Below are 16,933 nucleotides of genomic sequence, written 5' to 3'. Positions count from 1 at the left end.
CCCGCACAGCCCCCACGGTCACATCGCCGACCCTGCCGACCACGGCGGGGCAGTCGTGACCTGCGGGGCATTGTCCCCGCGCGGAGTGGGGGAGATGCTGGTCTCGAACAGTCGTGCCGTGCGAGCGAGCGCTCGCCTCCGGCTGGTTACACCGGCGACACATTGCGGTGGTTCTCTGGCGTGAGCCGGTGGCCACGAGGTCGTCGGGAGCGTCACGAGGGCGGGAGGTGCTCGCATGGACCTGGTGATCGACTCGCTGCGCGTCGCGCACGGTCGCGCGGACCTCGCGCTCGCCGACGGCGAGACGTTCCTCGGCGGCGGCACGTGGCTGTACTCCCAGCCGGAGCACCACCTCGCCTCCGAGAACACCGAGGTCTCGTCGGCGGCACCGACCGAGGACACCCGGGTGCGCGGCCTCGTCGATCTCACGGCGCTCGACTGGGCGCCCCTGACGGTCACCGGCGATGGCCTGAGCATCGCCGCCACGTGCACCATCGCGACCCTCACCGACCTCGCCCGTCGCGGCGGCGACGAGCATCCCGGCTGGCCGGCTCTGCGGCTCGTCGAGCAGTGCGCGAACGCCCTGCTCGCGTCGTGGAAGGTGTGGAACGTCGCGACCGTCGGCGGCAACGTCTGCCTGTCGCTGCCCGCGGGCGCGATGATCTCCCTCGCGGTGGCGCTCGACGCCGACGCCGTGACCTGGCTCCCCGGCGGCGGCGAACGTCGCGTCCCCGTGGCGGATCTCGTTACCGGCCCGGGCCGCAACACGCTCGCCCGCGGCGAGGTGCTCCGCTCGATCGAGCTCCCGCGCGGTGCGCTCGAGTCACGGACGGCCTTCCGCCAGATCGCGCTCTCGCCGCTCGGCCGCTCGGGCGCGGTCGTCACCGGCCGCCGCGACGCCGACGGCACCACGACCCTCGCGGTCACCGCGAGCACCCCCGCGCCCGTCGTGCTCCGCTTCGCGGCCCCGCCGTCCGCAGGCGCCGTCCGCGAGGCGGTGGCCGGAGTCCAGACCTGGTTCGACGACGTCCACGGCGCCCCCGACTGGCGCGCGCACGTGACGGCGGTCCTCGCCGAGGAGGTCCGCGCCGAGCTCTCGGCCAACGCATTCGAGAGCACCCCGGCGATGCTGCAGCACGGGCCGACACACGACGGAGGCCCGCGATGAAGATCGAGGTGAACGGCGTCATCCTCGACGCTGAGGCCACCCCCGGCCAGTGCCTGCGCACCCTCCTGCGCGAGCACGAGCACGTCGAGGTGAAGAAGGGCTGCGACTCCGGCGACTGCGGGGCGTGCACCGTGCTCGTCGACGGCGCACCCGTCCACTCGTGCATCTACCCGGCGCACCGCATGGACGGCAAGGCCGTCACGACGGTCGCGGGACTCGGAGACGAGGACCACCCGCACCCCGTCCAGGAGTCCTTCGCCGCCGCGGGCGGCTTCCAGTGCGGCTTCTGCACCCCCGGGATGGTCGTCACCGCGTCCGTCCTCACCGACGAGCAGAAGGCCGACCTCCCGCACGCGCTCAAGGGCAACCTCTGCCGTTGCACCGGCTACCGGGCGATCGAGGACGCGATCAACGGGGTCCGCAACGTCGAGCCGCGCTGCAGCGGCACGACGAACCCCATGGGCACCTCCGTCGGCGCACCCGCGGCGATGCGCGTCGTCACCGGCCGCGAGCCGTACACGCTCGACCTCACGACCACCGGTGTGCTCCACCTCGCCGTCCTCGGCAGCCCGCACGCCCACGCCCGCGTGCTCTCGGTGGACACGAGCGAGGCCGAGGCGTTCCCCGGCGTCCGCGCGGTCCTCACGGCAGCCGACTCCCCGGACGTCCTCTTCTCCACCGGCCGCCACGAGAACCGGCTCGACGACCCGGACGACACCCGCATCATCGACACGGTCGTCCGCTTCCGGGGCCAGCGGGTCGCCGCCGTCGTCGCGGACGACCTCGCCACCGCCCAACGGGCCCGCGATCTCCTGCGCGTCGAGTACGAGGTGCTCCCCGCAGTCTTCGACCCCGAAGAAGCGCGCGCACCCGGCGCACCGCTCATCCACCCCGACCGCACGCCCGCCGACCGGGTCGACGAGGCGCACCGCAACGTCATCGTCACCCTCCACGACGAGATGGGCGACACCGCCGCCGCGCTCGCGTCCGCCCACGCGACGGCCGGCGGCACGTGGCGCTCGCAGCGCGTCTCCCACGCCGCCCTCGAGACCCACGCCGCGCGCGGCTGGCTCGACGCCGCAGGGCGCCTCGTCATCCGGACGAGCACGCAGGTCCCCTACCTCGTGCGCGACGAGCTGTGCCACGTCCTCGGCCTCGAGCAGGACCAGGTCCGCGTCTTCGCCGCCCGTGTCGGCGGCGGCTTCGGCGGCAAGCAGGAGATCCTCACCGAGGACCTCGTGGCGCTCGCGGTCCTGCGCACCGGGCAGCCGGTGCAGTACGAGATGACCCGTGAGGACGTCTTCACCGTCGCGACCGTGCGCCACCCGATGGCCGTCACCGTGCGGCTCGGTGCCGACTCGGGCGGTGCGCTCACCGCGATGACCGTCGAGATGCTCAGCGACACCGGCGCCTACGGCAACCACAGCCGCGGCGTCATGTTCCACAGCCTCAACGAGTCGCTCGCCGTCTACCGCTGCCCGGCGACGCGGGTCGACGCCGAGGTCGTCTACACGAACAACCCGCCCTCCGGAGCGTTCCGCGGGTACGGGCTGGGCCAGGTCGTCTTCGCCGTCGAGTCCGCGATGGACGACCTCGCGCGCGAGCTCGGCATCTCACCGGTCGAGCTGCGGCGGCGCAACGTCGTCGGGCCCGGGGAAGCGATGGTCGTCACCGACCCGGACGAGGTGAGCGACCTCCAGCACGGCAGCTACGGCCTCGACCAGTGCCTCGACCTCACCGAGGCCGCCCTCGCCCGCGGCGCGGCCGAGGGGCCGGCCGCGCCGGACGGCCCGCAGTGGTCGACCGGCTCCGGGTCGGCGCTCGCGATGATCGCGACCATGCCGCCGCGCGGCCACTTCGCCGACACGAGCGTTGCACGGCTCGCCGACGGGACCGTCGAGGTCCGCGTCGGCACTGCAGAGTTCGGCAACGGGACCACGACGGTGCACCAGCAGTTCGTCGCCCAGGTGCTCGGCGTCCCGGTCGACCGGGTGCGCGTCCGCCAGTCCGACACCGACGTGGTCCGCTACGACACGGGAGCCTTCGGGTCGACGGGCTCGGTCGTCGCCGGCAAGGCCGTCGTCCTAGCCGCCGAGCGGCTCAAGCTCATGCTCGCCGAGGAGGCCGCGCGTCGCCCCGGTGCGGCCGGAGGCGCCGAGCCCGGCGCCCTCGATGCTCTCGACGAGCTCGTCGCCCACGGCAGCCACGACGGGACCCCACGCTCCGTCGCGTACAACGTCCAGGGCTTCCGGGTGGCCGTGAACCGCGACACCGGTGAGGTCCGCATCCTCCAGAGCGTCCAGTCCGCCGACGCGGGAGTGGTCATCAACCCCGAGCAGCTCCGCGGCCAGATCGAGGGCGGCGTGGCCCAGGCGATCGGCGCGGCGCTCTACGAGGAGGTGCGGCTCGACGGTGCGGGCCGCGTCGTCACACGCTCGTTCCGCGAGTATCACGTGCCGCAGATCGCCGACCTGCCGCGCACGGAGGTGCTCTTCGCGGACACGGTCGACAGCATCGGTCCGCTCGGCGCGAAGTCGATGAGCGAGGCGCCCTTCAACCCGGTCGCCGCGGCGCTCGCGAACGCGGTCCGCGACGCGACCGGGGTCAGGCTGACCGAGCTCCCGATGTCTCGAGAGCGGGTGTGGCGGGCGCTGGCACGGTAGGCATCCCCGCGGAGGGACCGCCCGGACCGGCGACGGTCCGGTGCGCGACGAACCAGTACGCCACCCCGGAGAGCACGACGATCGCCGCGGCGACCGACGGGAGCGCGAGCGCGGCCGCCGCCCCGAAGGTCTCGCCGACCTCGCCGGTCACGGCGGAGCCGAGCGACTGCCCGACGATGACGGCGGACCCGAGGATCGTCATGACGGTGGTCGAGCGACCCACCGGGCTGAGCGTGGAGCCGATGCTGTACTGCGTGACGAGCGTCGGGCCCACGCCGATGCCGATGACGGCGAGCGCCACGACGAGGTGCGTGACCGACCCGGCGAAGGGCAGGGTGAGGGTCCCGGCGAGGACGAGGCCGGCGAAGACGAGCCACCGGGCGCGCAGCGTGAATCGTGCGGGGAAGAGCGCCACGGCGAGGGCGAGCACGGCCGACCCGACGCCCATGACGCCGTAGACGAGACCGGCGCGCTCGGGCTCGCCCTGCTCGTTCATGAACGCGGTGAGCGACGTGAGCGTCGCGCCGAAGAAGAGGCCGACACCGAGGATCCCGACGACCACCGACACGAGCCCGGGGTGCAGGAGGGCGCGCAGCGGGGCGACGTCGACCGCGTCGTCGTCGTGCCGGCTCTGCACGGTGCTCGTGGGGTGCAGGGCGAACGCGGTGACGAAGACGATCGTCAGGGCGCCGGCCGCCACGAGGGGGAGCCACGGGGCGACGACCGACGCGAGGAGCCCGACGAGGAACGGTCCGACGATGAAGACCGTCTCGTCCGCGGCGGACTCGTAGGCCATCGTCGAGTTGAAGCTCTTGACGCGCCGCGCGGGGGCGAGCCGCTCGGAGATGATCCGGACGAGACGTGTCCGGGACATCGGCCCGACCTGGGGTGCGGTCGTGCCGATGAGGACGGCGATCACGAGCACGACGCCGTTCGGCACGGTGCTGTAGACCGCCCAGGCGAAGCCGGCGAGGAGCAGGCCGTTGGCTGTCGCGGCCACGAGGAGGACCGGTCGCTGACCGAAGCGGTCGGCGGCCGCGCCGAGCAGGGGGCCGACGCACGCGGTACCGAGGCCCACCATCGCGGAGGCGAGGCCACCGAAGGAGAGGGAGCCACGGGCGGAGACGACGACGGTGAGGACACCGACGACCATCATCGCGAACGGGAGCCGCGCGACGAACGCGACGGGGAAGTAGAGCAGGCCCGTGTGGTGCACGAGCGGGGAGGCCGCAGCCTCGGTGGATCGGGGCTCCGTCGATGCGGGAGCTGTGGAGTGTGATGCTTCTGACGGTGATTCGGGGGAGTTCTTCATGACCTCTGCGCACGACCGCAGCCGGGGCTGCGATAGCTCGGGTGCCGCCGTCGTCCCGTCGGCAGGAGGCCGACAGCCGGTAGATACACGTTGACGAGTCTTACGGCGCAACCCTCGACGGGGCGCCTGCTGACAGCAACCGTATCAGCAGGGCCCCGCGTCGGTGCTGTCAGGCCCCGAGACCGGCGCGGTCGACCTTGCGGTGGAAGCGCATGCCGGCGAGGCCACCGACCATCGCGCCGAGGAGGCTCGCGACGGCCACGGAGACCGCCACGATGATCCCGCCTGTTGTGAGGTCGCCCTCGGAGAGCGGGATGCGCGGGAAGGCGTTGAGCTCGCCGAGGACGTCGTACTCGTCACCGGCGACAGCGGCGACGACAGCGACGACGACCGCGATGAGCACGGCCCAGATCCACACGGCCACGCCCTGCTTGAGGCCGTTGAAGCGTGCCATGCGGCCGGCGACGTACCCACCGCAGTAGTACGCGAGGAAGATGATGACGAGCAGGACGATCCCGCCGACGATGCCGACGGTCGTCGCGTCGGACGTCGTGGCGTCCTGCGCCGTCTGCGCGACGTCGGTGTCCGTGGCGAGGCCGAAGACTGCGCCCCCGGCGGCCACGAGCGCGGTGAGCAGGACGGCGGTGCCGGTCGCGGTGAGCCACCCGAAGAACGCGGAGCCGACCTTGACGCCGCCGTACTCCTCCTTCTCGCGCTGGACGACGGCCTTGCGGTCGGTGGCGAGCACCTCGGCGGCGGAGTCGTCGGCATGCGCTGGGACGTGCCCGTCACCCTCGACGGGGCGGCCGTCCTTGTCGAGGCGCGGCGTCGCGTCGGCGCGGTGCGTGTCCCGCTGAAGACGGTCGTCGCGACCGTCGCCGTCGCGGTCGTGCGGCGTGGGGGCGGTGCTGTCGTTCGTGGTCACGGTGGTGCTCCTCGTCGAAGTGGTCTGTGGTGGCGGTCGGGTGCCGATCGGGCGCGACGGCCAGGCCCCGCAGGACCGCCCTGGTGGGAACCTACGCGCAAACGGGACACCTCGCCCGTCGACCTCCGGTGGTCGCGTCCGGGCGTCGTCGATAGCATCGTGACGATGATCGTCCTCGGAGTGAGCACGGACGACGAGCACCGTTTCAGCAAGGTCCCGCGCGACGTCGTGACGCTCGTCGAGGACCACGGGGTCCTCGGTGACGCCCATGCGGGCGCGTCGGTCCAGCACCGCAGCCGCGTCGCGCGGGACGCGACCGCGCCGAACCTGCGCCAGGTCCACCTCGTCCACGCCGAGCTCTTCGACGAGGCGCGCCCCCAGGGCTACGACCTCGTTCAGGGCGACCTCGGCGAGAACATCCTCACGTCCGGGGTCGACCTCCTCGACCTGCCCACAGGGACGCGGCTGCGGCTCGGTACCGACGCGATCGTGCGCGTGACCGGGCTGCGCAACCCGTGCCGGCAGATCGACGCGTTCCGGTCCGGGCTGCTCAAGGTCACCCTGGGGCGGGACGCCACCGGGGGAGTGGTCCGCAAGGCCGGGGTGATGAGCGTCGTCGAGCGCGGGGGCGACGTGCGCCCCGGTGACGGCATCGGCGTCGAGCTGCCCGACGGCCCCTTCCGCCGGCTCGAGCCCGTCTGAGCCTCGAGCGGGTCTGACCAGCCGGTCCGTGCCGCCGGTCCGCGGACTCAGCCGCGGTGGACCGGGCCGTCGAGCGCCCGGAGCGGCAGCCCGCTCGACCCCGACCGGACGGCGAGGATCTCCGCGAGGATCGCGACGGCCGTCTCCTGCGGCGTGCTGCCGCCGATGTCGAGACCGATCGGCGAGTGCAGCCGGGCGAGCTCGTCCTCGGTCGCTCCGACGTCGACGAGCGCCCCGACCCGGTCCTCGTGCGTCTGCCGCGAGCCCATCGCCCCGACGAAGCCGACGGGCATCCGCAGCGCCGCCGCGAGCAGGGGGACGTCGAACTTCGGGTCGTGGGTGAGGACGCACACGACCGTGCGAGCGTCGATCGTCTCGCGGGCGAGCTCGCCCGCGAGGTAGGTGTGCGGCCAGGACACGACGACCTCGCGCGCTCGTGGGAAGCGCTCCGGCGTCGCGAAGACCGGGCGGGCGTCGCAGACGGTGACGCTGTACCCGACGAACGCGGCCACCTCGGTGAGCGCGACAGCGAAGTCGTTGGCGCCGCACACGATGAGCCGGGCGGGCGGCTGCGCGAGCTCGCGGAACACCTCGGCCCCGGTGCCGTCGGCCACGTCGTCGGTGACGAACGTGCCGACGAGCCCGGGCGGGCCCCCGACCACGAGGCTGAGCGACGCAGCGAGTCCCTCGTGCGCCGCGCGCAGCGGCCCGAGCCACGGACCTGCAGCCGGCAGGAGCGCGACGAGCACCTCGATCTCTCCGCCGCACGTGAGCCCCACACCGATCGCGACCTCGTCGCTGATGCCGAAGCGCTCGCGGACGGGCGGTCCGCCCGCGAGGACGCCGAGCGCCGCCTCGTAGACCGCGCCCTCGACGCAGCCGCCGGAGACGCTGCCGACGACGCTGCCGTCGTCGAGGACCGCCATGGACGCGCCGGCGGGCCGCGGGGCGCTCCCGCTCACGTGGATGACCGTCGCGACCGCTGCGCGTCGTCCGGTCTCGACGACGTCCAGGAGCGCCCCGGCGATGTCGAACATGTGGCGTGCCTCTCGTGACAGGAACGGTGCCGTGCGTCGTTGCACGGCGCGGCGCCTGCACGATGCCCCCACGCTAGGGCGCGCGTGTATCCCGAAGGTTACGACGTCTCACCCGATCGCGGCAGTCCCGGCGAGGACCGGGTCTCGCCGGGACTGCCCGGTCGTCAGGCGAACGGGTTGACGCCGAGCGCGGCGAAGACCGCCCAGGCCGTCGCCCCGGTGTGGAGCGACGTGTAGAAGACGTCGCCCTCGCCGGTCGTGAGACCGTCGGAGGAGGCGGCCGGGATGCCGCGGCCGTCAGCGTTCGGCACCGTCGTCTGTGCGGTCCAGATGCCGGTGCGCAGCGTGGCGGCCCGGGTCGCGTCACCGGTGGCACCGCGGGTCGCGAGCGCGCACGCGAGGTGCGCGGTCCCTTCGAGCCAGACCTTCTTCTGGGTGGTGACGACGACGCGGGCACCCGTCACCGGGCCGTCGGTGGTCACGAGCTTCGTCCAGGCGAAGTCGAGCGAGGACGCGTACGCCGTCTCGCGCAGCGCGAGGTACGTCCACGTCTGGACGTCCTCGACGATCGGGGACGTGTTCGGCGTGACACCGTCGAGCAGGGTGCCGATGTGGAAGTGGGTGCCCTGCCACATCGAGCGGACGAACACCCGGGCCCGCTCGGCGTGCTGCGTCCACGTCCCGTCGCCGGTGACGCGCCCGAGCTGGGCGAAGAACGCGACGCAGTCCGTGTTGTGCTCCGTCGACCGCCAGGTCAGGGGAGCGCCGTCGGCGTTCGAACCGCCGGAGAAGCCGCCGACGCCACGCTCGTCGAACGTGGTGCTCGCGACGAAGGTCGCGGTGCGGAGCGCCGCCTCGAGGAAGCGGGGCGCACCGGTGTGCTCGTACAGGCGCACGAACGCCATGCCCGCCCACGCCTGGTTGCCGGTCATCGTGGCCGCACCGGCAACGTCCGGACCGCGCGGCCCGACGGCGGGGGACGACATGTAGGAGGTCCGCAGCCGCCCGTCGCCCGCCGGGTCGGTCAGCTGTGCGGTCACGAGGACGTCGCCGACCTTCGTCGCGCGCGCCACGTCGTCGACCGTCCCGCGCGCCAGGTGCGCCAGGATCACGAGGGCGCAGTCGTAGACGAACGCGACGTCGTAGCCGATCGAGCCGAGGTATCCGCCCGTGTAGCTGCGGGGGAGGAAGCCCTCCGTCCCGGGTGCGAGCGAGGTGCGCTCGTCGAGGAAGTCGAACGCGCGAGCCAGGGAGAGCGCAGGGTCGACGGCCGGCGCCGCAGGCCCTGCACCGGGCTTGCCGCGGCCTTGAGCCGCGGACGCCGCACCTGCAGCGCCGCCCGTCACCCACGGTGCGACCATCGCGACCCCCGCCATCCTCAGCATCGTGCGCCGGTCCAGCCCGCGGGCGACGGGCCCGCGCTCGCCGGCGAGCGTCTCGTCGATCCTCGTCGTGGTCATGATGCCGTCCTTGGCGTCGTAGGCACCTGCGCACCGGTCCTCGGGACGCGCAGGTGTGATCATGTCGCGTCTGCTGCGCGACGACGGTCGCACGGTGAGCCGCGCTGCACCAGATCGTCGGGCCCGGGCTGCGGGGTGAAATGGCGTCGCCGCAGGTCGGGGCGTCGCGTTCGCAGCCCGGGCGAGAACAGGCGATCGGTGACATCCTTCTCGAATGGTCGGCGCTTCGTGGACGGTCGCAGCGAGCGAGGACTCGTCTCTTCCCGCCTGGGTCGAGTGGGTCTCGTCCCTCGCGCCCTTCTTCACGCTCCTCGCTGCCCTCATCGCGGGGAGCATCGCCGTCGCGAGCCTGCGTCAGCGCACCCGTGCCGACGCGAAGACGGAGTGGTGGACGCGCTTCGCGTGGGCGAGCGACCTCGTGCTCGACTCCCGGCCGGAGAGCCAGGAGATCGGGGTCCGCACCCTCACGCTGCTCGCGCGCAGCGACCTCGCGCACGCCGAGGAGCTCGAGCTCGTCGACGCCGCATGGGGAGAGATGCTCGATGCTGCCCGACGGGCGAGCGGCGCCCCTGCCGGGGACGCTGACGCGGGGGCGGGGCACGGGCCCACGCCGCAGGTCGGGCAGCACGCCGCACCCCAGCGGACGCTGCAGGCACCCACCCGCGCCCAGGTCCTCGCGGCTCGCGGACGCCGGGTCACCGACGAGCGCCTGGGGCGCCCGACGGAGCCGTGGGTCGTGGCGATCGCCGAGACGCCGCTGCAGCCCGAGCTGCCGCCGCCGTCCGAAACACCGCAGTGACATGCGCCTGACACCCCGGTCACACGCCGGTGGAAGCATGCGCAGATGACGCTGCACCTCACAGACTCCCAGTACGGCAAGGCCGAGAGCCGCGTCGTGCGGATCACGCGCGACACCCCACGGCACGAGATCACGGATCTCAACGTGACGACGGCCCTGCGCGGTGACTTCTCGGCGGCGTACCTCGTCGGCGACCAGTCCGACGTCCTGCCGACCGACACCCAGAAGAACACGGCCTTCGCGTATGCGAAGGAGGTCGGGATCTCGTCCATCGAGGCGTACGGCCTCGCTCTCGCGCGTCACTTCGTGGACGACGTGGTGCCGGTCCAGGGCGCGCGGATCGAGATCGAGCAGTACGCGTGGGACCGCGTCGTCATCGACGGGGTGGAGCACGACCACACGTGGGTGCGGTCCGGCGCGGAGGTGCGCACCGCGGCCGTCACGGTCGAGTCCCACCCGACGGGGCAGCGCGCCCACGTCGTGATGGGACTCAAGGACCTCGTCATGCTCAAGTCGACCGGCTCCGAGTTCCACGGGTTCCTCACCGACCCGTACACGACCCTCCAGGAGACGACGGACCGCGTCATGGCGACGTCGCTCGTCGCGCGGTGGCGCACGTCCTCCACCGAGGTGGACTGGGACGCGACGTACGCGGGGGTCAGGGCGATCCTCCTGCGGGAGTTCGCGACCGTGCACTCGCTCGCCCTCCAGCAGACCCTGTGGCACATGGGTACCGCGGTCCTCGAGGCGTTCGAGGACATCGCCGAGATCCGTCTCGCGGCACCGAACAAGCACCACTTCCTCGTCGACCTCGCGCCGTTCGGTCTCGAGAACCCGGGCGAGGTCTTCGTCGCCGCGGACCGCCCGTACGGCCTCATCGAGGCGACCATCGCGCGCGACGACGCCCCCGACGCAGGCTCCGCGTGGCGTGAGTCCGGGGGCTTCGCATGACTGACGCGGCGCCCTCGGCTGCGGTGCCGGTGCTCCCGGTGCCGGCACCTGACCCGCTCCGGGCGGACGAGCGATGGCTCGCCTGGACCATCAAGCTCGCCGTCGCGAACGTCGCGCAGGGCGGCGGCCCGTTCGGCGCGGTCATCGTGCGCGCCGACGAGCTCGTCGCGTCGGGCCAGAACCGGGTGACGCGGGACAACGACCCGACCGCGCACGCCGAGGTCACGGCGATCCGCGCGGCCTGCCGCGAGCTCGGCACGTTCTCGCTCGCGGGCGCGACCCTCTACACCTCCTGCGAGCCGTGCCCCCTGTGCTTGTCCGCCGCACTGTGGGCCCGGCTCGACCGCATCGTCTACAGCGCCGACCGCCACGACGCGGCGCGTGGCGGCTTCGACGACCTCGAGTTCTACGAGCTCTTCGCCCGGGACCGCAGCACGTGGCCCTCGCCGGTGCAGGCGATGCGGGTGGAGCACTCGTCCGCACCGTTCGACGCGTGGCTCGCGTCGTCCACCCGCACCGACTACTGACCGGGAGGATCAGCAGGTGAACTGACCGACGAGCGCCTTGAGGTCGGCGGACATGCGCGCGAGCTCGTCGACGGCCACCCGGGACTCGTGGGCACCCTGCGTCGTGAGGACGGCCGCCTCGGCGACACCGGCGATGTTCTCGGCGATCTGGACGGAGCCGGTCGACACCTCTGACACCGTCCGGCTCATCTCGTTGGTCGTGGCCGTCTGCTCCTCGACGGCAGCGGCGATCGTCGCCTGGAACGCGTCGATCGACGCGATGACCTCCGAGATCTCCGTGATCGACGCGACCGCCTCCACCGTGTCGTCCTGGATCGTCTGGACCCGCCGGGCGATGTTCTCCGTCGCGCGCGCGGTCTCCTGCGCGAGCTCCTTCACCTCGCCTGCCACGACGGCGAAGCCCTTGCCGGCCTCGCCCGCTCGGGCAGCCTCGATCGTCGCGTTGAGCGCCAGCAGGTTCGTCTGCTCCGCGATGGACGTGATCGCGCGCACCACCTCGCCGATCTCCCGGCTCGACTCACCGAGCCGGTGCACGGTGACGCTCGTCTGCTCGGCCGCCGTCACCGCTCGCGCCGAGATCCGCGCCGCCTCGCTCGCGTTGTGCGCGATCTCCCGGATCGACGCCCCCATCTCTTCCGTGCCCGCGGCGACGACCTGGGTGTTCCCCGAGACCTGCTCGGCTGCACCCGCGACGATGGCGGCCTGGGTGGCGGTCTGCTCGGCGCTCGCGGCGATCTGCCCGGCGGTGGCCGCCATCTCCGTCGACGCGCCTGCCACGGAGTCCGAGGACGTGTCGATGGTCTGGACGACGGACCTCAGTGTGGCGAGGGCGTCGTCGAGCATCGTGCCCATCCGCCCGACCTCGTCACGGGACGTCAGGCCGGTCGTCGCGGTGAGGTCGCCGGCATCGAGCGACTCGACGGTTTTCATGACGGCGGTGAGCCCGCGGACGATTCCGCGGGCGACGCGCACACCGAGGGTGACGGCGAGCGCGAGACCGGCGACGAGGATGACGAGGACGACCGTCCGGCTCTGGCGGTACCCGGCCTCGGCGGAGTCCATGGCCGCCTTGGCGGCGGCCTTCTCGCTGGTGATGACGTCCGCGAGGGTGCTCATGAGCGCGTCGATCGGGGCGGCGGCCTCACCGTCGCGGGCCTCCTCCCAGGCGACGAGGTCGTTGGCTCGTCCAGCGGGGAGGAGCAGCCTGTCCCGGATGTCGCGGTAGTCCGCGAGCGCGGTCTCCATCTCGTCGTAGAGCGGGAGCTCTGCCGCGGTGGCGCGGTCGCGGAACTCCTCCATGAGGGCGGCGGTCTCGGTGTCGAGGGTGGCGACGACCGCCTCGTAGCGGTCCTTGCTCTCGTCGCTCTGGGCGACGGCCTGGCTGAGGACGTTCATGCGCATCTCGATGCTTGCGCGCCGGATGGCGGCGACGTTCTCGAACCCGAGGACTCCTTGCGTGTAGAGGTACTCGGCGGAGCGGCTCGCGTTCGCGAGGGCGACGAGGCCGACGACGCCGATCGTGCTGGCGACGAGGGCGGCGACGGCCAGCGCGGCGAGGATCCGCGTGCGGATGCTCGTGTCGGAGAACCCTCGGCGGCGGGCTGGGGTGGACGCTCGAGCAGTCATGGCGGTGCCTCTTCCGTGGGGTGCGTGCGCGTGTGCGCACCGACTCCATCGGCGCGTCGCACCACCCACAGAGGGGACGATCGTCCCTGTCGCCGGGCGACATCTCACTGGACGACGGTAGGTGAAACTGCAGGTCAGGCCGCTGCGGCGGCCCGGTTCAGGATGCGGCGCGCTGCCACTCGGCCACGAGGGCCACGACCCTCTCGACGACCGCGGCGTCCTCGTCGTGGCCGGAGCCGATGAGGGCGTGGAGGTAGAAGCCGTCGCCGACGAGCTGGACGATCCGTGCGAGGACGGGGTCGTCGATCTGCCGGGAGATGGTCTCGTACCAGAACCGGAAGGACTCGGCGAGGGCCGCCTCGACGTCGACCTCCGGGACGCCGGCGAGCCGCAGCGCGGCGAGCACGGTCCGGGTGGAGGGGTCGTCGGCGACCGAGGAGACGTCGAGGTAGGCCGCGACGACACCCTGCGGGGCGTCGAGGATCTGCTCGGCCTCGGCGCGGGACTGGACGACCATCCGGTCGAGGAAGCCCTGGTAGAGCGCCTCCTTCGAGGCGAAGTGGTAGAGCAGCCCGCCCTTGGAGACGCCGGCGGTCGCGGCCACCGCCTCGAGCGTGGCGGCGGAGGAGCCGCCCGCGAGGAGGAGGGTCTCGAGGGAGTCGAGGAGGACCTCGCGGGTGGGCTTGGCGGGGGTGGTCCGGGTGGGCATGGACACACTCTACCGTCGCTATACCGTCCAGCCGGTACAGTAGTGGCCGACTGCTGACGAGAGAGCGAGACCATGACGCACGACCTGCACCGCGACGCGACCGACCGACCGGACCGAGCCGCCACGACGACCACACGATCACCCGACGCCGCCGCCCCGCCACGAGCCGGCCGACGCGCCTGGCTCGGGCTCGTCGCCCTCATGCTCCCGGTCCTCCTCGTGAGCATCGACAACACCGTGCTCTCCTTCGCGATCCCCCAGCTGAGCGTCGCGCTCTCGCCGACCGCCACGCAGATGCTGTGGATCGTCGACATCTACCCGCTCGTGCTCGCCGGCCTCCTCGTCACGATGGGCACGCTCGGCGACCGCGTCGGGCGCCGCCGGCTCCTGCTCGTCGGTGCTGCGGGCTTCGGCGTCGTCAGCGTCCTCGCCGCCTTCGCCACGGACGCGTCGCACCTCATCCTCGCCCGGGCTCTCCTCGGCCTCTTCGGCGCGACGCTCATGCCGTCGACCCTCGCGCTCCTGCGCAACCTCTTCCTCGACGACAACCAGCGCCGCCTCGCGATCGCGGTCTGGGCGTCCGGATTCTCCGCAGGGACGGCGCTCGGCCCGATCGTCGGCGGCTGGCTGCTCGAGCACTACTGGTGGGGATCGATCTTCCTCATCAACGTGCCGGTGCTCCTCGTCCTCCTCGTCGCTGCCCCGTTCCTCCTCCCGGAGTCGCGGAACCCGCACTCCGCACGGCTCGACGCCCCGAGCGTGGTGCTCTCCGTCGTCGCGATGCTGCCGTTCGTGCTCGGCATCAAGAAGCTCGCGAGCGACGGCATCGGCGTGCTCGGCGTCGCGTCCCTCCTGCTCGGGCTCGGCCTCGGGGTCGTCTTCGTGCGCCGCCAGACGCGCCTCAAGGACCCTCTGCTCGACGTCGCGCTGTTCCGGAACCGGACGTTCTCGGCCTCCGTGCTGGCCAACTTCATGGCCGTGTTCGCGATCTCGGGCCTGGTCTTCTTCGTCTCCCAGTACCTGCAGCTCGTCCTCGAGATCTCCCCGCTCGACGCCGGCGTCCACCTTCTGCCCGGCGCCGTGGCCTCCGTGGTCATGGGGCTCGCCGCCGTCGCGCTCGCCCGCGTCGCGCCCATCTGGCTGCTCGTCCCGGCAGGGCTGCTCCTCGCGACCATGGGCTACGTGGTCGGCACGACGCTCAGCGGGACGTCCTCCGTCGGCGTCATCGTCGTCGTGTTCGTCCTCGTGGGGAGCGGGGCCGGCCTCGCCGAGACGCTCACGAACGACGCGATCCTCGCCTCGGTCCCGCCGGAGCGGGCAGGAGCGGCGTCAGGCATCTCCGAGACCGCCTACGAGCTCGGCGCGTCGCTCGGCGTCGCGGTGCTCGGCAGCATCCTCGCAGCCGTCTACCGCACCCGCCTGGAGCTGCCGGACGGGCTCGACCCTGCCCTCGCCGAGCAGTCGCGCGAGACGCTCGGCGGCGCCGTCGACGCGGCGGCGTCGCTCCCGGCCGCCGAGTCCGACGCGCTGCTCACGGCCGCTCGCAGCGCGTTCGCCGACGGCGTCGACGTGACGTCGACCATCGGCGCCGTGCTCGCGTTCCTCACCGCGGTCGGGGTGGGGCTGGCGCTGCGCTCGGCCCAGCGGGCGGACCGACGCTCGGCCCCGTCGGCCGGTGTCGGCGCGGACCAGATGGCCCGCGCCGTCGCCGACCAGGGTCAGCCGCGCTCCTCGTAGACGTCCGGGATGCCGTCGCCGTCGGCGTCCCGCTTCTCGATCTCCTCGATGCGCTTGTAGGCGCGGTTCCGCGAGCGCAGGAGGCCCGCGGCGAGCACGCTCGCGATCACCGAGCCGGTGAGCACACCGACCTTGACATGCTCGTCGCGCAGCGCGTCGGTGAAGGCGAGGTCGCCGATGAGGAGCGAGACGGTGAACCCGATCCCGCCGAGCATCGCGACGGCGAGGACGTCGAGCCATCGCAGCTCGGCGTCCAGCCGCGCCTTGGTGAAGCGCGCGACGAGCCACGTGAAGCCGAAGATCCCGACAGCCTTTCCGAGGACGAGACCGGCGACGATCCCGAGCGCGACCGGGTCGCGCAGCGCGTCGGCGAAGCCGCCCAGGCCCCCGACGGTGACGCCGGCAGCGAAGAAGGCGAACACGGGGACGGCGAAGCCGGAGGAGATCGGTCGGACGCGGTGCTCGAAGTGCTCGGCGAGTCCCGGGCCGGCATCCGGTCCGCCGGCGGCGGCACTCCGCAGCACGGGCACGGCGAAGCCGAGCAGGACGCCCGCGACGGTCGCGTGGATCCCGGACTCGTGCACGAGGGTCCACGTCGCGACGGCGAGCGGCAGAAGGATCCACCAGGACCGGATCCGGCGCTGGACGGCGACCGTGAAGAGCGCGAAGGGGATGAGGGCGAGCAGCAGCGGGCCGGTCTGGAGGTCGGCCGTGTAGAAGAGCGCGATGATCGTCACCGCGAGGAGGTCGTCGACGACCGCGAGCGTGAGCAGGAACGTCCGCAGCGCGATCGGCAGGTGCGTGGAGACGACCGCGAGGACGGCCAGCGCGAAGGCGATGTCCGTCGCGGTGGGGATCGCCCAGCCGTCGAGCGCGCCGTCGCCGGTGTTGAAGTTCACCGCGACGTAGACGAGCGCGGGGACGATCATCCCGCCCACGGCGGCGAGGATCGGCAGGGCCGCGCGCCGCGGGTCCCGCAGGTCGCCGGCGACGAACTCGCGCTTGAGCTCGAGCCCGACGACGAAGAAGAAGATCGCGAGGAGACCGTCGGCCGCCCACGTACCGAGAGTGAGGTCGAGGTGGAGGGCCTCCGGCCCGATCCGCACCTCGCGCAGGGCGTCGTAGGAGTCGGCCCACGGGGAGTTGGCCCACGTGAGCGCGACCACGGTCGCGACGAGCAGGAGGATCCCGCCGACGGTCTCCTTGCGGAGGATCTCGGCGATGCGGGCGGACTCAGGCCACGATCCTCGGCCGAGGAGGGGGGTCGAGCGCTGTGCAGGAGGCATTCAGGATCCTTAGGACATGAGGGGTCGGCAA

The 16,933-nt window shown here is 72.7% G+C and carries 14 protein-coding genes; 7 read left to right on the top strand and 7 right to left on the bottom strand.

Annotated elements, in window-relative coordinates; genetic code table 11:
* Window positions 1-235: 235 nt before the first annotated feature.
* A complete protein-coding gene (locus ABKW26_RS00915; RefSeq protein WP_348590516.1) occupies window positions 236-1,168 on the top strand; it encodes an FAD binding domain-containing protein in 933 nt (310 codons plus the stop codon).
* Window positions 1,165-3,831, top strand: coding sequence for a molybdopterin cofactor-binding domain-containing protein (locus ABKW26_RS00910; protein ID WP_348590515.1), 2,667 nt, complete (start codon window positions 1,165-1,167; stop codon window positions 3,829-3,831). Before ABKW26_RS00915 ends, ABKW26_RS00910 begins: the two co-directional genes overlap by 4 nt.
* On the opposite strand, the gene ABKW26_RS00905 is transcribed toward ABKW26_RS00910, so the two are convergent.
* A complete protein-coding gene (locus tag ABKW26_RS00905; RefSeq protein WP_348590514.1) occupies window positions 3,773-5,143 on the bottom strand; it encodes an MFS transporter in 1,371 nt (456 codons plus the stop codon). The two genes, ABKW26_RS00910 and ABKW26_RS00905, sit on opposite strands and share 59 nt — an antisense overlap.
* 169 nt (window positions 5,144-5,312) lie before the next feature.
* Window positions 5,313-6,068 carry a hypothetical protein gene (locus tag ABKW26_RS00900; RefSeq protein WP_348590513.1) on the bottom strand — a complete coding sequence of 252 codons (756 nt, stop codon included), beginning with the start codon at window positions 6,066-6,068 and terminating at the stop codon, window positions 5,313-5,315.
* 165 nt (window positions 6,069-6,233) lie between these two features.
* Between ABKW26_RS00900 and ABKW26_RS00895 the strand changes: the two genes are divergently transcribed.
* Window positions 6,234-6,770: an MOSC domain-containing protein gene (locus ABKW26_RS00895; protein WP_348590512.1), complete on the top strand. Its 537-nt coding sequence runs from the start codon at window positions 6,234-6,236 to the stop codon at window positions 6,768-6,770.
* Between the two features lie 47 nt (window positions 6,771-6,817).
* Here the strand turns inward: ABKW26_RS00895 and ABKW26_RS00890 are convergent, their stop codons facing one another.
* Together ABKW26_RS00890 and ABKW26_RS00885 are read right to left on the bottom strand one after the other, a co-directional pair.
* Window positions 6,818-7,807, bottom strand: a complete 990-nt coding sequence (locus ABKW26_RS00890) for an XdhC/CoxI family protein (RefSeq protein ID WP_348590511.1) — start codon at window positions 7,805-7,807, stop codon at window positions 6,818-6,820.
* Between the two features lie 164 nt (window positions 7,808-7,971).
* On the bottom strand, window positions 7,972-9,330 hold the full coding sequence (locus ABKW26_RS00885; RefSeq protein WP_348590510.1) for a hypothetical protein: 1,359 nt from the start codon (window positions 9,328-9,330) through the stop codon (window positions 7,972-7,974).
* Window positions 9,331-9,481: 151 nt separating this feature from the next.
* Here ABKW26_RS00885 and ABKW26_RS00880 point away from each other — a divergent pair, with 151 nt between their 5' ends.
* The 3 genes from ABKW26_RS00880 to ABKW26_RS00870 are packed head-to-tail and all read left to right on the top strand — an operon-like array spanning window position 9,482 to window position 11,544.
* Window positions 9,482-10,066, top strand: a complete 585-nt coding sequence (locus ABKW26_RS00880; RefSeq protein ID WP_348590509.1) for a hypothetical protein — start codon at window positions 9,482-9,484, stop codon at window positions 10,064-10,066.
* Between the two features lie 45 nt (window positions 10,067-10,111).
* Window positions 10,112-11,017: a factor-independent urate hydroxylase gene (gene pucL / locus ABKW26_RS00875; RefSeq protein WP_348590508.1), complete on the top strand. Its 906-nt coding sequence runs from the start codon at window positions 10,112-10,114 to the stop codon at window positions 11,015-11,017.
* Window positions 11,014-11,544 carry a nucleoside deaminase gene (locus ABKW26_RS00870; RefSeq protein ID WP_348590507.1) on the top strand — a complete coding sequence of 177 codons (531 nt, stop codon included), beginning with the start codon at window positions 11,014-11,016 and terminating at the stop codon, window positions 11,542-11,544. The genes pucL and ABKW26_RS00870 overlap by 4 nt, the downstream gene beginning before the upstream one ends.
* 9 nt (window positions 11,545-11,553) lie before the next feature.
* Here the strand turns inward: ABKW26_RS00870 and ABKW26_RS00865 are convergent, their stop codons facing one another.
* Window positions 11,554-13,170: a methyl-accepting chemotaxis protein gene (locus ABKW26_RS00865; protein ID WP_348590506.1), complete on the bottom strand. Its 1,617-nt coding sequence runs from the start codon at window positions 13,168-13,170 to the stop codon at window positions 11,554-11,556.
* 157 nt (window positions 13,171-13,327) lie between these two features.
* Window positions 13,328-13,879: a TetR/AcrR family transcriptional regulator gene (locus ABKW26_RS00860; RefSeq protein WP_348590505.1), complete on the bottom strand. Its 552-nt coding sequence runs from the start codon at window positions 13,877-13,879 to the stop codon at window positions 13,328-13,330.
* Between the two features lie 72 nt (window positions 13,880-13,951).
* Here ABKW26_RS00860 and ABKW26_RS00855 point away from each other — a divergent pair, with 72 nt between their 5' ends.
* On the top strand, window positions 13,952-15,616 hold the full coding sequence (locus ABKW26_RS00855) for an MFS transporter (protein WP_348590504.1): 1,665 nt from the start codon (window positions 13,952-13,954) through the stop codon (window positions 15,614-15,616).
* Here the strand turns inward: ABKW26_RS00855 and nhaA are convergent.
* Window positions 15,598-16,902 carry a Na+/H+ antiporter NhaA gene (gene nhaA, locus ABKW26_RS00850; protein ID WP_348590503.1) on the bottom strand — a complete coding sequence of 435 codons (1,305 nt, stop codon included), beginning with the start codon at window positions 16,900-16,902 and terminating at the stop codon, window positions 15,598-15,600. The two genes, ABKW26_RS00855 and nhaA, sit on opposite strands and share 19 nt — an antisense overlap.
* Window positions 16,903-16,933 lie beyond the last annotated feature (31 nt).

Source organism: Sanguibacter sp. 25GB23B1 (assembly GCF_040012415.1).
Lineage (GTDB): Bacteria > Actinomycetota > Actinomycetes > Actinomycetales > Cellulomonadaceae > Sanguibacter.
This window is presented reverse-complemented; position numbering and strand designations above follow the sequence as displayed.